This is a genomic window from Tardiphaga robiniae (assembly GCF_013359755.1).
Classification (GTDB): Bacteria; Pseudomonadota; Alphaproteobacteria; order Rhizobiales; family Xanthobacteraceae; genus Tardiphaga; species Tardiphaga robiniae.
This window is the reverse complement of the sequence record NZ_JABMCJ010000088.1, coordinates 21,295-39,262: the sequence shown is the minus strand read 5'-3', so window position 1 is coordinate 39,262 and position 17,968 is coordinate 21,295. Positions and strand designations below refer to the sequence as shown.

The window sequence follows — 17,968 nt, the reverse complement described above, 5'->3', positions numbered from 1 at the left end:
GCAGAGCCTCGCTACAACGACAGTCCCTCGGCCTCAGCGAATTCGGTGAGCTTCTGCCGGATCGAAACGCTGCCCGAGGGAGCGTCGAGCAGTTGTGTCATCAGCGCCTCGGCCTTTTTGGCATCGAGGTCGAGAATCATTGCCTTTACGGGACCGTGTGCGGTGGCCGACAGCGACAGCGAGCGATAGCCCATGCCAATCAGCGCCAGCGCGCCGATCGGCTGCGAGGCCATCTCGCCGCACAGCGAGACGTGACGTTTGGCGGCGTCGCCCTTTTGCACGATCTCACGCAGTACGCGCAGAATCGGCGCCGACAGCGTATCGAAGCGTTCCGACACCTTGGCATTGCCGCGGTCGACAGCGAACAGGAACTGGAACAGGTCGTTGGAGCCGACCGAGACGAAGTCGACCTTCTTCAGGAGTTCGTCGAGCTGATAGACCAGCGCAGGCACCTCGATCATGGTGCCAACATCGATTCGCTCGGGCAGCGCATGACCATGCTGGCGCAAATAAGTCAGCTCGCGTTCGATGATCGCCTTGGCCTGATCGAATTCGGCCACTTCCGAAATCATCGGGAACATGATGCGCAGCGCCCGCCCGCCGCCGGCGCGCAGCAATGCGCGGATCTGGCCGCGCAGCAGGCCCGGCCGATCGAGGCCAAGACGGATCGCGCGCCAGCCCAGCGCCGGGTTCTCCTCGACGATGGTCTCCATGTAGGGGAGCGCCTTGTCGCCGCCGATATCGAGGGTGCGGAACGTCACCGGCTTGGGGCCGGCAGCATCGAGCACCGCACGATACAGCGCCAGCTGATCGCTGGAGCGGGGCAGGCTTTCCCCGACCATGAATTGCAGTTCGGTGCGGAACAGGCCGATGCCGGCGGAGCCGGTATCGTCGATATGCGGCAGGTCGATGATCAGGCCGGCATTGATCAGCAGGTCAACCTTCTGGCCGTCCTTGGTTACGCAGGGAAGGTCGCGCAACGCTGAATACTGCGCCTGTCTCCGCGCGCGGAAACGCACGCGTTCGGCATAAGCGGATTCGATCTCGGCGGAGGGCCGAATATAGATCGAGCCCGAGGTGCCATCGACGATGACGGCGTCGCCTGGATCAGCAATGCCCGGCGCATTTGCGACTTCGCCGATCGCGGGAATGCCGAGCGCGCGCGCCACGATCGAGACATGCGAATTAGCCGTGCCTTCCTCCAGCACCAGGCCACGCAGCTTCTTGCGATCGTAGTCGAGGAGGGCGGCCGGGCCCATCGCGCGTGCGATCAGGATCGCATTGTCCGGCATCTGTTCGCGCGACGGCGCGTGATCCTGGCCGACCAGCTGCCGCATCAGGCGGTGGCCGAGATCTTCAAGATCGTGCAGGCGGTCGCGCAGATAGGGATCGGTGGAACGCAGCATGCGCGCACGGGTATCCGACTGCACGCGTTCGACGGCGGCTTCGGCGGTGAGGCCGGTGGCGACGGCTTCGTGCAGCTTGTGCGACCAGCCGTGGTCATTGGCGAACATGCGATAGGCTTCGAGGACATCGCGATGCTCGCCGCCGTCGGCGACGTCGCCGCGTTCCAGCATGCGGTCGAGGTCCGACCGCAGCTTGGTCAGCGCGGTGTCCAGCCGTTTGATTTCCTTCGGCAGGTCTTCGGCGATGTAATTGGTGATGACGACGCGCGGCTCGTGCAGCACTACATGTCCGAGCGCAATGCCATCGGAGAGGATGGCACCGGTCTTGTGCAGGGAATGCCGCGCAGCGGGCTCGGCGCCCGGCTGCGCCAGCGCCGATAGCTCGCCGGAGGCGATCATCTCGGCGAGCACCATCGCCGTTGTCTGCAGCGCCTCGACTTCCTCCTCGACATAAGTGCGCTTGGCGCGGTTCTGCACTACCAGCACGCCGAGCGTATTGCCGGCGCGCAGGATCGGCACGCCGAGGAACGAGTGATAGATTTCTTCGCCGGTCTCCGGGCGGAACGAGAACGCCGGGTGGCTCTGGGCGTCGTTGAGATTCAGCGGTGTGGCTTCGGAGGCGACCAGGCCGACCAGGCCCTCATGGGAGCTCAGCACGGTCTGGTGGACGGCGTCGCGGTTGAGGCCTTCGGTGGCGTAGAGCTCGAGTGTATTGTCGACGCGCAGCACGTATGTCGAGCAAACTTCCGCCACCATATTGGCGGCGATCAGCACCACGATCTTGTCGAGGCGTTCCTGAGCGCTGACCTGCTCCGCCATCACTTCGCGGAGCCGTCTCAGCAAGACTCGGGGGCCACCCGACGCGCTCCGCATGTGCCGACATCCTCCCCACGAGGCCGACACCTGACAAAAGCCGTGCGCCGACGCTAAGCCTCAGAAAACAATAGAATTTGCACCGCCGCGCAACAAGAGGCGCAGTGACAGAACCGTATCAGATTGTCCGAAACGGCGCCCTCAGCCGCAACGGCTGCCCATGCAGGCCGTATAGCGAATTGAGGCTTGTTTTGCCAAGCAAAACACCTGCCAGACAAGAAACACACCGTTCACATCAAAATAACGGATGTTTCAGGAAAAATTTTCTACGCTTTGTCGAGACCATACAGCGTGTGCAGGGTGCGAACCGCCAGTTCCGTATAGGCTGTATCGATCAGGACCGAGAACTTGATCTCGGACGTGGTGATTGCCCGGATATTGATCTGGCGCTCGGAAAGGGCGGCAAAGGCTTGCGCGGCGACGCCGGCATGGCTGCGCATGCCAGATCCGATCACCGAGACCTTGGCGACATCGGTCGCGCTGTCGATGCGGGCATAGCCGATTTTGGCCTTGGCCGCCGTGATAGTCTCTTTGGCACGGGCATAGTCGGTGGCCGGAACGGTAAAGGTCAGGTCCGTGGTCTTGCCGTCTTCGGAGACGTTCTGGACGATCATGTCCACATTGATGTTGGCTTCGGCCAGCGGCACGAAGATCGAGGCGGCGACGCCCGGCTTGTCCTCGATCTGGCGGACGGAAATCTGGGCCTCGTCCTTGGAAAAGGCGATTCCGGTAACGACGTGGCTTTCCATGATTTCCTCCTCGCTGCAGATCAGCGTGCCCGGCGGGGTGCCGTGCGGGTCGATGTCTTCGGGTTTGTCGAAACTTGAGCGCACGAAAATCGGCATATTGTGGGTCATGCCGAGTTCCACGGAGCGGACCTGCAGGACCTTGGCGCCCTGCGACGCCAGTTCCAGCATTTCCTCAAACGCCACCTTGTTCATGCGTTGTGCCTTTGGCACGACGCGCGGATCGGTGGTGTAGACGCCGTCCACGTCGGTATAGATGTCGCAGCGGTCGGCCTTGACGGCGGCGGCAATTGCCACTGCCGAGGTATCGGACCCACCGCGGCCGAGCGTGGTGACGCGGCCGGTCTCGGCATGGATGCCCTGGAATCCGGCGATGACGGCCACTTCCTTGCGCTCCTTGAAGCGCTTGATGAGCTTGTCACCGTCGATCTCGTCGATTCGGGCCGAGGCATGAGCGTCCGACGTCTTGATCGGGATCTGCCAGCCCTGCCAGGAGCGCGCCTGGATGCCGATGGTCTGCAGCGCGATCGCCAGCAGGCCGGCGGTCACGAGCTCACCGGACGCGACGATGGCGTCGTATTCCCGGGCGTCATGCATCGGCGACACTTCGGTGCACCAGGCCACCAGTTCGTTGGTTTTGCCCGACATCGCCGACACCACGACCGCGACCTCATGACCGGCATCGACCTCGCGTTTGACGTGCTGCGCGACGTTGCGGATGCGGTCGATGTTGGCGACGGACGTACCGCCGAATTTCATTACGAGCCGGCCCATGACGAGTGGTGCATTCCCTGACGACAGTGGGTAAAGATACCGCGCACTACGCACGCGGGCGAAAACGCGCGTATACATAGCGGCGAGGGTGGGGGCAAGCAACCCGGGTTCCTGTTCCCTTAGAACGCACCGAGACAGGGCATTTTGGACGGTTTATGGGGCGCTATATCGACGATATCCTGCAGCCGGGCGAGAAGGTGCTGTATTCCAGCAACTTGCACTGGGTGGTCTATGCCCCGGCCATCGCAGCCTGGATTGTCTCCGCGGCTTTGCTGGTCCTGACGCGTTACGCGATCAACGAAACCCTTGTTCTGCTCTGCCTGGCATCCTCGGCCGTAGTGGCCTTCGCGGCGCTGTACTGGTCGATGAAGGGCTGGTTCCAGCGCTGGACGACCGAGACGGATGTCACCACGCTGCGGGTCGTGCACAAGGAAGGTTTCATTACGCGCAAGACTTTCGAGATCAGTATCGACAAGGTTGCGAGCGTCAGCGTCAATCAGAGCATTCTGGGACGCATCTTGAATTATGGTGACATCGCCATTGAGAACATGGGTGATGATGAAGAGGTCATCAAGATGATCGCGTCGCCACTCGCATTTCGCAGCCACATCACAGCGCGATAGGACAACGGCTCCACAATGGCCATGCAATCCAGCTATTCCGATGCTTCTGCATCCTCCGTCGATGCCAGCGAAGTCGCGAAATTCTCGAAGTTGTCGGAGGAATGGTGGGATCCGCGCGGCAAGATGGCGCCGCTGCACAAGATCAACCCGCTGCGCCTGACTTATATTCGCGACGCCGCCTGCCGCAAGTTCGATCGCAATGTTCGCAGTCTCAATTGCCTGAGTGGCTTGCGCATGCTCGATATCGGATGCGGGGCTGGTCTGCTGTGTGAGCCGTTCACGCGGCTCGGCGCACAGGTGATCGGCATCGATCCCTCTGCCACCAATATCGCCGCGGCCAAGTTGCACGCCGACAAAGGGCATCTGTCGATCGATTATCGTTGCACCACCGTCGAGGAGATGGACGTGCGTGAGCGCTTCGACATCGTGCTGGCGATGGAAGTGATCGAGCATGTAGTCGATGTTGGTGCTTTCCTCGATCGCTGCGCGTCGATGCTGAAGCCCGGTGGCCTGATGGTGGTCTCGACGCTAAATCGAAACTGGAAGAGCTTTGCGCTCGGCATCGTCGCCGCCGAATACGTGCTGCGCTGGCTGCCCCGTGGCACCCATCAGTGGGACAAGTTCGTCACCCCGGACGAACTCGCGCATCACCTGTCGCGCAACAAGCTGGAAATCACCGAACAGTCAGGCGTGGTCTACAACCCACTCGGTGACCGCTGGACGCTGTCGTCCGATATGGACGTGAACTATATGGTGGTCGCGGAAGAGGTGTAGCGTTTCAGCTTCTGCCTGCTTCAGCCTCGCCGGCGCGTCAAACCCCGTTGAGAATAATCACCGTCGGTGCCTTGGGCAGCGCATTGAGTGATATTGTCAGCGTTTGGGCGCTGCGCTGGTCGATTTCGAAATCTTTTCCGATCTTTGTCATGAAGTCGCTGAGCGGTGTCATGAAGCGATGCATGGGCAGCACCACCGAGGCGCGCAGCCGCTTGGTGATCTCGGATACGCCGTCGAGGGACATTGTGTAGCTGCCATCGATCGGTACCATCACGATGTCGAGGCGGCCGATCGCGGCGAAGTGGCTTTCGTCGAGCTTGTGATGCAGATGGCCGAGATGGCCGATGCACAGGCCGGCAACTTCGAAGATGAAGATCGAATTGCCGTCCTTCACCATCTCGCCGCCTGCGTCATCGCCATAGTAACGGCGGATGTCCGTCGTGACGTTGCGGATCAGCACGTCGCCGATGCGTTCATGGATCTGCGCCGGCTGTCCAATCTCGCCCCACCCATGCAATACCGTCTTGATGCGCGGGTCGGGGTACAGCGTGTAGTGGGTGCTGTGCGCCCGGTTCATCGTCACCACGTCCGGGATGCGATCGAGCTTGTAGATGCCGTTATAGTCGGTGGCGATAGTCACGCCGCCGGGTGTGTCGATGTAATAGGTGGAGTGCCCGGCATAGGTGATGGAGACTTCATCGGCCTTCGCCGCAGTCCGTTGCAAGCTGACCGGAATTGCGAGTGGTGGCCGTGTGGCCATTGCCAGACACTCACTGCCACGCGGGGCATTTTGCGCGAGTGCTGGGGTAACAACCCAACTCATTGCCCAACAAGTCAGGGTGCCGAGGACAACAGGCAGAAATCGCAGCATGATCCGGCAGTCTCCGAATGCGCTTTGCTTCAATGTATCGCCAAAAGCGGACGCTGCAATGCTGGTTGTGGCGCCGGAGACTGCCCAAGATCGCGGCGCATCGCACGATGTGGATGCCCGGGTGCCGCGATGGAATAGTCGCCACGCTGCAGGGATTGACACGTTGTCTAAGGTAATATGGTTGGGTAGATCTTGTGATCACTACCGTGAGCATTGCAGTTGTCATTCAATTCAGCCCAGCCCTGGGAATTCGTCAGCCGCGATGATCGTGTTGCGGCGTCGCAATCGGGCTGGGTGTTTGACACTGCGATGCTGCTGCTGACGCGGCCACTTGATGCGGCGATTGCCGAGATACTCCAAGTCATAGGCGTGGAGGCCGAAGCAGATCGCGCATGGATGTTCGAATACGATGCCGACCATCTGCGCTTTCGCAACACCCATGAGTGGAGTCGCGGCGGAGTCGGATCCTTTGTGCAGGATTTACAGCATGTGCCGGTCACAATGATCGGCTGGCTGCATCAACGGCTAATCCTGGGGCAGGCTGTGATGGTCAATGACATCGAGGCACTGCCGCGCAGCGCCGGTGCGTTGCGCGCTGAGTTTATTCGGCAGAACAACAAGAGTGTACTCAGTGTGCCGGTGTTTCATGACGGCAGGCTCGCCGCCTGTATCGGTTTCGATGCGGTCGCAGCGTCGCGCCGGTGGTCGGATGAAATCGCTGATCTGTTTCGTTGTGCCGACCTCATCGCGGCGGCGCGCTATGGCCGGTCGCCGATCACCTCTGGTGGGGAAGATTCGCAGGCTGCGTATCCCGCACTGATCTACCTACGCCGCGCGCATGGCATTCTCGGCACGCCATTGACCGAAATCGTCGGCCTGCGCTCGTCCAAAGACTATACCGAGGTGTGGCTGGTAGATGGCGCGATGGTGCTCGATCCAAGGCCGCTGACACAGTGGCTGGGCCTGATCCCGCCGGGCTGGTTCGTTCGTATTCATCGCACGGCCGTCGTCAATCATCAGTTCGTGCGCGAGGTCGTGCGCCGGTCGAGCGGGGCATGGCAATTGCGCTTGCATGATTATGAAGACCATTGGCCGGTGTCGCGCGCCGGCCGAGCTGAGCTACGTGCGCATCTTGGCGTTTGAACGACACCAAGCGAGATGAATGCGAGCACGTTAGCGACTCACATTCCACGTGCCGATTGCTATCAATCGCGTGCTGATCACGACTTAACAAATCGTTAGCGACGTCAGTGTGTTGAGTATTTTTCGCGTTGTGTGTTGCTACGTTTCAACACGCGAAAAACCTGCAGGGCGTTCGTCGAACCTATAGGTCGATTCGTCGATCTTTGATTGCGACTCGTCATGCGATCGCGTGTCTCATGGAACTTCGCTCGCGTGGATCTGCGAGCTGGAGTTGGATCGTGAAGCTCCCGGTATTTTCAGTCGTCAGCGCAGCGTGCCGCAGCGGCTCGAGTACGAGCAGTGGCACCGGCGCGCGCCGTGCTAACACATTGATGTCGTCGACAGCCATGATGCTGTCGCTGTTGTCGCTTGCGGGTCCGGTGCTGATGGTCGCGGCGATTGCCTCGTCGCAAGCGGTTCATGCGCAGGCTTCGGGCGTCGGCGGAAATGGCGGAGCGCATGCATCCAGCAATCCGAAAGCGGGCGGAATAGGCGGTGTGATCGACCCCGCCAATGGAGGCGGCGGCGGCGGCGGTGGCGGCAGGAATGCCAAGAACGAGTCGCTGAAGAACGCTTATATCGGCAATGGCGGCAAGGGTGGCAGTGGTGCACATGCCAGTGGAGGGGGAGACGGCGGCCAGGGTGGAAATCTGGGCTTCAACGGCTCGCAACTCCCAGGCGGTCAAATCCAGGGAGGCGCGGGATCGCCCGGGAAGCGTCCCCAGCGGCTCAAGGGTGGAGATGGCAGCAACTGGTTTCACGGAATGGGCCATGACGGCGGCAGTGGCGGCGGTGGCGGCGGTGGCGGCACCGGCGCGATATTCAGCGGGTCGTTCGTTCCGGGCAACCAGTTCATTGCGGGCGGCGCAGGTGGCAGTGGCGGAGCCGCCGCCGATGGTGGCGATGGTGTTGTGGCGTATTACGGAACCTTCATGGCCCCCGGCTACGGCGGCGGCGGTGGAGGTGGGGGTGGGGGCGGCGGCGGCGGAATAGGCCTCTACGCATCCGGACAAACCCTGGAAACGCTCGCTCCCGCTATCAAAGGTGGTTCGGGCGGTTGGGGTGGCGCCGGCGGCAATGGAGGCACGGGCGCGCCGGATAGTATCGGTAACTATTGCCCGGGCGGACAGCCGCCCTGCATCACCACCGCGACCGACGGCGGCGTCGGCGGCGATGGCGGCAGTGGAGGCAATGGTGGCAATGGCGGCGCCGGCATCGTCGTCGAAAGCGCTCGTATGACCGTCATTAGAAGCGGCGCCTCGGTGTTCGGCGGGACCGGCGGGACCGGCGGGGCGGGTGGATCGGGTGGCCAAGGCGTTTCCGGCGGCAATGGAGGCAATGGCGGCAACGGCGGTGCCGGCGGCACCGGCGTCGTGTTGGCGAGCCCGGGCACTGTGCGCGTCGACAATGGTGGACTGGTGCAGGGCGGCGATGCCGGAGCGGGCGGGACAGCCGGCCCGGGCGGCGGCGGCTGGGAGCTCGGCAATGGAAGCAACGGTCACGCCGGTGCGAATGGAGCGGCGGGAGTCGCCATCCTTGGGCAAAGCGCCGGCATAACGGTCGTTGCGGCCGGGACGATCGAGGGTGGGCGAAACGTCGACGGATCGCGCGCTGCGGCGATTCTGTTCTCCGGCGGCGGCAACAGGCTGGAGTTATGGTCCGGCGCGAACATTACAGGCGATGTCGTCGCCGGCTCGGATGCGAGCAATCCCAATGTCTTTGCGTTGGGTGGCAATCAGGACGCGACTTTCGATCTCTCCGGATTGGGCACGAAGTATCGGGGTTTCTCGGTGCTGGAAAAAAATGGCGACGCCGTCTGGACGCTTTCGGGGATATCGGCATCCTTCGCCGGCGATTTGCACGCCAATGCCGGCAGCCTGGCCTTTGCTGGCGGCGCCAGACTGACGACGGCCAATGGCTATGTCGGCTATGACAGCAGCACCGATGCCAATGTCACCGTCTCTGGCCCAAGCGCATCGTGGCTCAATACCAATCTGTTCGTCGGCTATCGCGGCAACGGCTCGCTCCTGATTGCCGACGGCATGCATGTGACTGCAGCTACCGCTTCAATTGGCAACGATGCGTCTTATGTCGCGCATGGCACGGTGAAGGTCGATGGCATCCGGTCGACGCTCGATGCCCAGACCCTGAAGATCGGCGCAGCGTCCGTCGGCGCGCTGACGGTGAGTAATGGGGGCGTTGCGAAAGCGCGTACGATTCAAGTAGGTGCCTCCGGTGTCAGCGGTGCGTTGAATATCGGATCCGAGCCGGGGGCAGCGGCTCTGGCGCCTGGTGTTGTGACAGGCCCGGTTGAACTTGCACAAAGCGGCACGCTCAATTTCAACCATACGAGCGGCGACTATTTCTTCAACAGTCTGATCACCGGCAATGGCGCGATCAATGTGCTGTCAGGCACCACGATCCTATCCGGTCGCAGTGCTGCTTTTACGGGCACCACGGAAATCCTGAGCGCAACACTTGGCGTGACCGGACAACTCGGTGGCACGGTCAATATCGATGCGGGTGGACGCCTCACCGGCAATGGCTCCGTCGGAGCCGCCACGGTGCTCAATGGTGGCACCCTCGCGCCTGATGGCACGGGTCGTCTGACGGTGAACGGCAACCTGTCAATGCTTGCCGGCAGCGCCTTTGATTTCAATCTGGGTCATTTCTCGAACGGAGCAGCCTCGACAACATCAGCGAGTGTCTTCGTCAATGGCGATGTTTCGCTCCACGATGTAACCTTTAATATCAGTGGTACGGGCGAACCTGCGGTCGGTTACTATCGTATGATCAACTACACCGGCGGTTCGTCAATCTCCGGATTGACCATCGGCACGACGCCCCCGATCTCGGGGCTGTTCCCCGTCACCTATTCGATCGACAGCTCGCGGCTCCATGTGGTCGATCTCATTGCTTCGCCCAACGGCACCGACATCCTCCAACGTTGGGACGATGCGTCGAGCGGTACTGCGGGTGGCAGCGGAACCTGGAATGCGCTTAATAACAACTGGTTTGATTTGGGCGGTGTTGCCAATACCCAGTGGGGATCCATTTATGGCGTCTTCAACGGCCCGGGCGGCACGGTCACGATAGATGGATCGCAGAAATTCTATGGACTGCAATTCGTCGGCGGTCTCTACAACCTTGTTCAAGGCACTGGCGAACTGCGGCCAACCGCGTTGTCCGGTTCGGACGGCATTGGTGAACTGCGTGTTCTGTCGGGCGAGACGGCGACGATTTCGGCTCCGATTGTAGGCGCCGGTGGTGTGAACAAGACGGGTGGCGGCACGCTCGTGCTCGCCGGCACCGGCACCTATACTGGCGGCACGATCATCAGCGGAGGCACGCTGCAGATTTCGTCGAATGCGAATCTCGGCGCTGCAACCGGCGGTCTCACCTTCGACAACGGCATCTTGCATACGACTGCAAACATTGCCTCAGCGCGGAACGTCTCGCTGCTCGGGATCGGCGAGATCGATGCCGACGCCGCAACGGCGCTGGTGCTCACCGGTACGGTGTCCGGCACCGGCAGCTTGATCAAGGCCGGCGACGGCACTCTGTTGTTGGCCAATACCAACAGCTGGACTGGCGGCATGCTACTCGAAGCTGGCACGCTGCAGCTTGGCGCTTCCGGTGCACTGCCCAACGGCAGTGACGTGATCGTCTATAGCGGCAAGCTCGATCTCAACGGTTACAACACCACGACGCATTCGCTGATCGGCTTCGGTGGCGAGATTGCGCTCGCCAGTGCGCAACTGACGCTCGATCAGGCGAGCGATACGGTCATCGCAAGTACAATCACGGGCGTGGGCGGCAGCCTCGTGAAATCCGGCAGCGGCACGCTGCTGTTGTCTGGAGCGAATACTTACACGGGCGGCACGACAGTTTCCGGCGGCGCCGTTGCAGTTCTCGCGGACGCCAATCTCGGCACGGGCACGCTGACGCTCTCGGGTGGCACGCTGCTGACGCTGGCCGATATCACGTCCGTGCGAAGTATTGTGCTTTCCGGCAGCGGCACAATCGAGACGCTGTTCGGTACGACATTCACGACTACAGGAAGCGTCTCGGGCGCCGGCGCCTTGACCAAGGATGGCTGGGGCACGTTGGTTCTGGCAGGCATCAGCTCTTTCAGCGGCGGCACGACGATCAATGCCGGCACGCTGCAGATCGGCAATGGCGGCACCACCGGCACACTGTCCGGCAACGTCACGAACAATGGTATTCTGGCATTCAACCGATCCGATAATTTCTCCTATAATGACGTCATCTCCGGTCCCGGCGCTTTCATCCAGGTCGGGGCGGGCCTTACAGTGTTTAGCAATGATAACACCTACCGCGGTGGCACGTTGATCTCTGCCGGTATGCTGCAGCTCGGCACTGGCAGCACAGCGGGCTCTATCATTGGCGATGTCATCAATAATGGCACGTTCCAGATTTTCCGTTCCGATGTCTACACATTCGGTGGCACGATCACGGGAATCGGCATGTTCCGGCATGTCGGCACCGGCACGACGGTCCTGACGGCAGACAATACTTACAGCGGTGGTACGGAGATCACGCAGGGCATTCTGCAGATCGGTGATGGTGGTTTCACAGGATCGATCATCGGCAATGTCATAAACAATGGCGAACTTGTCGCGAAGCGCGACGGTCTGCTGACATTGGCGGGTGCCATCTCCGGCAGCGGTTCATTCACGCAGAGCGGCTTGGGCATTACGCGCCTCGACGGACTCAATAGCTATACGGGCGCCACCGACGTCAAGGCCGGAACGCTCAGCGTCAACGGCTCGATCGCCGCGTCGTCGATGGTGAGTGTCGAACGCGGCGCGACGCTCGGCGGCAACGGCATCGTCAGCACCACGCAGATCCAGGATGGCGGCATGCTGTCGCCGGGCAATTCGGTCGGGCCGCTGTCAGTACAAGGCAATCTGACATTTGCCGCGGCTTCGAGCTATATGGTCGAAGTATCTGGCTCGGCGGCGGATCGGACCAATGTCACAGGCACCGCGTCGCTCAACAATGCAGGCGTTCGCGTCAGCTTCGATCCCGCGGCCTATGTGCGTGAACGCTATACCATTTTGAACGCCGCAGGCGGCATGACGGGCACGTTCAGCCCGAATATCGTCAGCGACGAACCACCCTCGTTCATCACGACGCTGAGCTACGATGCTCAAAACGCCTATCTCAATGTCGATCTGAAGCTGACTGGTCTCAACATCAATCAGAACAACATCGCCTCGTCGCTGAATGCCTATTTTGGCAGCCATGGCGGCATCCCCTATGCGCTCGGCGCGATGGCGCCGGAAGATCTGACGCAATCGTCGGGCGAACTCTCGACCGGCGTGCAACAGAACACCGTGCAGGCCATGACGCAGTTCGTGGGCGTGCTGACCGATCCCTTCGCTGCCAATCGCGGCCTCGCAACCGTGAACACAGCTTCGAATGCCTTCGCGACGGCCGATCGTTCACCGACGCACTGGCGCGACGCCTACGGTGCGATCACCAAAGCGCCACCTGTGGCGGTGAGCTTCGAAGCGCGCTGGAACGTCTGGGCCGCGGGCTTCGGTGGTGGTCAGGCGACCGACGGCAATACGGTCGTCGGTTCGCATAATAGCAGCAGCCGGATCGGGGGCATTGCCGTCGGTGCCGATACCTGGCTGTCGCCGCAGATGCTTGCCGGCTTCGCCGTGGCTGGCGGTGGCACCAGCTTCGGCTTGTCGGATAATCTCGGTTCAGGTCATTCGGACCTGTTCCAGATCGGTGGCTTCATCCGCCATCACCAAGGCCCCGCTTATATCACAGCTGCGCTCGCTTACGGGTGGCAGAACATCACCACCGAGCGGCTGGTGACCATCGTCGATGCCGACCGGCTGCGCGCGAACTTCACCGCGCACGCTTTCTCGGCGCGCGCCGAAGCTGGCCATCGGAGCGTGCTGCCGTGGCTTGGCGGCGTGGGTTTGACGCCTTATGCCGCGGGCCAGGTCACGAATATCGACCTGCCAGCCTATGCTGAGACGCTTGTCTCCGGCGGCAATGATTTCGCGCTTAGTTACACCGGACGCAACGTCACTGCCACGCGTAGCGAGCTCGGCTTGCGCACCGACAAATCCTTCGCTCTCGACGCCGCGTTGCTCACGTTGCGCGGGCGCGCCGCATGGGCGCATGATTTCAACCGCGACCGCATCGCGCAGGCCTCGTTCCAGTCGCTGCCTGGCGCGAGCTTCGTCGTCAACGGCGCGGCGATGGCGCCCGATGCGGCACTGACCAGCGCGAGTGCGGAGGTGATGCTCGGCAGCGGGCTGTCGGTCGCAGCGACGTATGAGGGCGAGTTTTCCAACCTCACCCGCAGCCATGCTGGCAAGGGCGTCGTGCGCTTCGTCTGGTAAGCCACGTCCGAGGCGGTCGCGATCGCATCGCAGGCATGGGCGCAGGCCGCTTGACCCTGCGGCGTGACGCAGTCAGGTTCCGCGCCATCGCTCGCGGACCCATCCTGCCTCATGTTCACCATCGCCTCGCTCTGGATCCCCTTCACTATCATCGCCTCGCTGGGGCAGGTGGCGCGCAATGCCATGCAGCGCTCGCTCACCGGGCCGCTCGGGACCTGGGGCGCGACCAACATCCGTTTCCTGTTCGGCTTCCCGTTTTCGATCGTCTTTTTCGTGGTGATCATCCTGGCGACGGGCGACAAGGTGCCGTGGCCATCAGCCGAATTCTGGCCATGGCTGCTACTCGGCGCGCTGAGCCAGATCTTTGCCACAGGGCTCATGCTGGCAGCGATGAATGATCGCTCCTTTGTGGTGACCACGGCCTATCTCAAGACCGAGGCGATCCAGACCGCGATTTTCGGTTTCGTCTTTCTCGGCGATCATCTGACGGTGCTGAAGGTCGCGGCGATCCTGATTGCGACCATCGGAGTCGTCGTCACGGCGCTGCAGCCCGGTGCTACGCGCAACATCGCCAGCATCCGGCCGACCGTCCTCGGGCTGGTCGCGGCGGCGGCTTTTGCGCTGTCGGCCGTCGGCTTTCGCGGCGCCATCATCACGGTGCCCGGTGTCAGTTTCGTCACGGCGGCGTCCTATGCGCTGGTCTGGGCACTATTCGTGCAGACCTTGATCCTGACCATCTATCTGCTGGCCCGTGCACCCAAGGTTCTGAGCGACATCCTCGGCTTGTGGAAGCCATCGATGCTGGCCGGCTTCATGGGTGCGGTAGCCTCGCAATTCTGGTTCCTGGCCTTTGCACTTACAGCCGCCGCCAACGTGCGGACGCTGGCGCTGGTCGAGGTGCTGTTCGCGCAGGCTGTCGCCTATTATTCGTTCAAGCAGCCCCTTTCGGCACGCGAATTGTCGGGGATCGCGCTGATTGTCGTCGGCGTGGCGATGCTGGTTGCGGTGTGACGGCGCATTGCGCGTGATGTCTCTTTCGTGGGCGCGTCTGCTGCGATAGGACTGATCGCAGCCCTCCCCGTGCCGATCCCGAGACCAGATTGATGCGCATCCTGTCCCTGTTCTTCCTGCTGCTTGTCGCCAACCCGGCCTCGGCGGTCGAAGCCATCGTCAAGGACGGCGACACCATCCAGATCGGCAATGTCGCCTACAAGCTTGCCGGCCTGGACGCGCCGGAGGTGGATCAGCCCTGTGTCGACGAACATGCCGACAACTGGGGCTGCGGCGTCGAAGCAAGGGACCAACTGGTGAAGCTGATCGGCAAGCGCGAGGTTCGCTGTGAGGACCTTGGCGAGGACAAGATCTACAAGAACCGTCGCGCCGGTATCTGCAGTGTCGTTGGCGAGACGGGTAGCCTCAATCAGGCGGTGATCCAATCGGGCTATGCGGTGAGTATCGAACCGTCGGACAAGGCAAGCGCCAAGACCAGCTTCAAACCCGATGAGACGGCTGCCAAGGACAAGCGCCGAGGGCTGTGGCGCGGGTGCTTCGTGACGCCCGCGGAGTTCCGCCGCAAGGCGAGCGACAGCCCATTGCTCGGCTCGGCCTGTCGGAGCGACAAGGACAAGGAGCTGCGCGCGGCGCTGTTTCCCACCGATCTCGCGATGCCGGTGGGCTGCAATATCCGGGCGAAACAGGTCCGGCGGGCCAAGTTTACCGGCCATGTTGGCGTCTATCTCATTCCCCAATGCCAGAATTACGCGACCCAGCCGAAGCCGGATCGCTGGTTTTGCAGCGAGGACGACGCCCGCGCCGCGGGGTACCGCAAGGCGCTCAACTGTCAGGCCCCCAGCCGCCGCAACTGAGCGATGAGCCGGAGGCGCTGGACGCCGCCGGCTGAACCACGTAGCAAATCAGGACGCGGGAATGAGCCGGGCGCGCGCGCCCAAAACCTGTTTAAGGGGCTTATTCCAGTATGCGAAATCCGGAGTGAAGCGCGTGGCCGAGAACACCAGTTCGTCAGCATCGATCGAAGCCGTTGAGCGCAGCCTGGCCTCCGCCGGCTATATCGCCAGCCGGCAGATCGCCACCGCCGTCTATCTCGCCGAGAAGATCGAGAAGCCGATCCTCGTCGAAGGTCCGGCCGGCGTCGGCAAGACCGAACTCGCCAAGGCGATCGCTGCGTCGCGCGGCCTCGAGATGATCCGCATGCAGTGCTATGAGGGCCTCGACGAGGCCAAGGCGCTGTACGAGTGGAAATATGCCAAACAGCTACTCTACACCCAGATCCTGAAGGACAAGCTCGGCGAAGTGCTGGGCGGGGCCGATACGCTCGCCAAGGCGCTCGACCAGTTGCACGATTTCGGCGACGTGTTCTTCTCCAAGGAGTTCGTCGAGCCGCGTCCGTTGCTGCGCGCTCTGGAACAGCCGATGGGCTGCGTGCTTCTGATCGACGAGATCGACAAGTCCGACGCCGAATTCGAATCGCTATTGCTCGAAATCCTGTCCGACTTCCAGGTCACGATCCCCGAGCTTGGCACTGTCGTAGCCATCGTACCACCGACCGTGATCCTGACCTCGAACGGCGAGCGCGATCTTGGCGACGCGCTGAAGCGCCGCTGTCTGCATCTGCATATCGGCTTTCCCGAGCCCAAGCTCGAAGAGCGCATCGTCGAAACCCGCGTGCCCGGCGTGTCCGCGACGCTGCGCAAGCAGCTTGTCGGTTTCGTCAATCAGGTCCGCACGCTGGACCTGAAGAAGCTGCCGTCGGTCAGCGAGACTATCGACTGGGCCAAGGTGCTGGTGCTGCTCGGGGCGTCCGAACTCGGCCACGAGATGGTGAAAGACACGCTCAATGTGCTGCTGAAATACGAAGGCGATATCGAAGCGACACTGCCGCAGGTCTCGGGCTTCGTTGCCAAGGCCGACCGGCAGGGCGTGTTCGGTTAGCCATGCGCGACACGCTGCATCGCTTCTTTCGGGCGGCGCGGGGCGCCGGTGTCAGGATTTCGCCTGCCGAAAGTATCGATGCGATGCGTGCCGCCGCTGAAGTGGGCCCCGCCGATCGCGCGATCCTGCGCGATGCGCTGCTGCTGACCATGGCGAAGTCCGGCGAAGAGAAAGCGGCGCTTGCTGCCTGTTTCGATACGTTCTTCACCCATCCTGATTTCGACGCGCCGTCCGCGGCAAATGACGACGACGAGACTGGCGAGGGGGCAAGCGAGAGCGGGACCGACGCCGCGGCAGGCACCGCGTCGGTACAGGCTTCGACCGAACTCGGTTCGCTCGCGCAGATGCTGCTGGCGCAGGACCGCGCCGCCATTGCCGCGGCGCTTTCAAACGCATCGAATGCCGCCGGCCTGACCGACATCCGTGTCTTCACCCAGCGGGGGCTGTTTGCCAGCCGGGTGCTCGAGCAGCTCGGGATCGCGCAACTGCGCGACGACATCGATGCGCTCACGACCCGCAATCCAGCAGATGCAGAACGGCTTGCAACGGCGCTCCGCAGCCTGCGCGAGACCGTCAGCGAAATGGTCGCGCAGGCGCTGCTGCTCTATGGCCGCGAGGAGAAAGAGGCGCTGCGCAATGAGATCCTGCGCAATGCGCCGATGGCGCGGCTGGAGCAGCGCCAGATCGCGCAGATGCGTGTTCTGATCCGGCAGATCGCGCGGCGGCTGCGCGAGCGCTTCAGCAAGCCGCGCAAACGCCAGCGCCGTGGCCATCTCGATGTCCGCCGCACCATTCGTCGCAATGCTGCATGGGGCGGCGTGCCGTTCATGACGGCATGGAAGCGCCGTCATCGTGACAAACCGAAGATCGTCGCTATTTGCGATGTCTCGGGCTCGGTTGCGCAGGTCTCCGACTTCTTCCTGTTGCTGATCCACAGCCTGCATGAAGTGGTGTCCGATGTGCGCTCCTTCGCTTTTTCCGGCAACCTGATCGAAGTCAGTGAAGTCCTGGAGAAAAACAAACCTGAAGAGGCGATGAAGCAGATCATGTCGTCGGTTGGCTACGGCTCGTCCGACTATGGTCGCTCCTTCGTCGATTTCGAGAGGGGTTTCATGAGCGCGATCACGGCGCAGACCACGGTCATTGTGCTCGGCGATGCCCGCAGCAACAATCTCGATCCGCGCGCCGACATCTTGCGCCGCATCGGCGAGCGTTCGAAGCGGCTGGTCTGGCTCAATCCGGAAGGACGGATGGGCTGGGGCTTCGGCGATTCCGAAATGCCGCGCTACGCGACCTTCTGTAATGTCGTGCGCCAATGCGCGACGGCGCAGCAACTCGAGCGCGCCGTCGCCGATATCGTGGCGACCTATCAATAGTCGTC

At 62.2% G+C, this 17,968-nt stretch carries 11 protein-coding genes; 8 read left to right on the top strand and 3 right to left on the bottom strand.

Annotation, left to right across the window (positions count from 1 at the left end; translation table 11 throughout):
- Positions 1-11: 11 nt before the first annotated feature.
- Both ptsP and HP556_RS18475 read right to left on the bottom strand, forming a co-directional pair.
- Complete coding sequence (gene ptsP / locus HP556_RS18480; protein WP_089267721.1) at positions 12-2,279, bottom strand: phosphoenolpyruvate--protein phosphotransferase; 2,268 nt, start codon at positions 2,277-2,279, stop codon at positions 12-14.
- Positions 2,280-2,545: 266 nt separating this feature from the next.
- On the bottom strand, positions 2,546-3,799 hold the full coding sequence (locus HP556_RS18475; RefSeq protein ID WP_089267720.1) for an aspartate kinase: 1,254 nt from the start codon (positions 3,797-3,799) through the stop codon (positions 2,546-2,548).
- A 155-nt stretch (positions 3,800-3,954) separates the two neighbouring features.
- Here HP556_RS18475 and HP556_RS18470 point away from each other — a divergent pair, with 155 nt between their 5' ends.
- On the top strand, positions 3,955-4,422 hold the full coding sequence (locus HP556_RS18470; protein ID WP_175368067.1) for a PH domain-containing protein: 468 nt from the start codon (positions 3,955-3,957) through the stop codon (positions 4,420-4,422).
- Positions 4,423-4,437: 15 nt separating this feature from the next.
- Complete coding sequence (ubiG, locus tag HP556_RS18465) at positions 4,438-5,196, top strand: bifunctional 2-polyprenyl-6-hydroxyphenol methylase/3-demethylubiquinol 3-O-methyltransferase UbiG (RefSeq protein ID WP_175368066.1); 759 nt, start codon at positions 4,438-4,440, stop codon at positions 5,194-5,196.
- 37 nt (positions 5,197-5,233) lie between these two features.
- Here ubiG and HP556_RS18460 read toward each other — a convergent pair whose 3' ends face one another.
- Positions 5,234-6,067, bottom strand: a complete 834-nt coding sequence (locus HP556_RS18460) for an MBL fold metallo-hydrolase (protein WP_175368065.1) — start codon at positions 6,065-6,067, stop codon at positions 5,234-5,236.
- 309 nt (positions 6,068-6,376) lie between these two features.
- Here HP556_RS18460 and HP556_RS18455 point away from each other — a divergent pair, with 309 nt between their 5' ends.
- From HP556_RS18455 to HP556_RS18430, 6 genes are all read left to right on the top strand, one after another.
- The gene (locus HP556_RS18455) at positions 6,377-7,210 is read left to right on the top strand and encodes a LytTR family transcriptional regulator DNA-binding domain-containing protein (protein WP_175368064.1); all 834 of its coding nucleotides are present in this window, start codon (positions 6,377-6,379) and stop codon (positions 7,208-7,210) included.
- Between the two features lie 278 nt (positions 7,211-7,488).
- Complete coding sequence (locus HP556_RS30495) at positions 7,489-13,638, top strand: autotransporter-associated beta strand repeat-containing protein (protein WP_175368063.1); 6,150 nt, start codon at positions 7,489-7,491, stop codon at positions 13,636-13,638.
- Between the two features lie 111 nt (positions 13,639-13,749).
- On the top strand, positions 13,750-14,649 hold the full coding sequence (locus HP556_RS18445; RefSeq protein WP_175368062.1) for an EamA family transporter: 900 nt from the start codon (positions 13,750-13,752) through the stop codon (positions 14,647-14,649).
- Between the two features lie 92 nt (positions 14,650-14,741).
- Complete coding sequence (locus HP556_RS18440) at positions 14,742-15,503, top strand: thermonuclease family protein (RefSeq protein WP_175368061.1); 762 nt, start codon at positions 14,742-14,744, stop codon at positions 15,501-15,503.
- A gap of 133 nt (positions 15,504-15,636) precedes the next feature.
- On the top strand, positions 15,637-16,587 hold the full coding sequence (locus HP556_RS18435) for an AAA family ATPase (RefSeq protein WP_244628323.1): 951 nt from the start codon (positions 15,637-15,639) through the stop codon (positions 16,585-16,587).
- A gap of 2 nt (positions 16,588-16,589) precedes the next feature.
- Positions 16,590-17,963 (top strand): VWA domain-containing protein, encoded by a 1,374-nt coding sequence (locus HP556_RS18430; RefSeq protein ID WP_175368059.1) that lies wholly within the window; start codon positions 16,590-16,592, stop codon positions 17,961-17,963.
- The last annotated feature ends 5 nt before the right edge of the window (positions 17,964-17,968 follow it).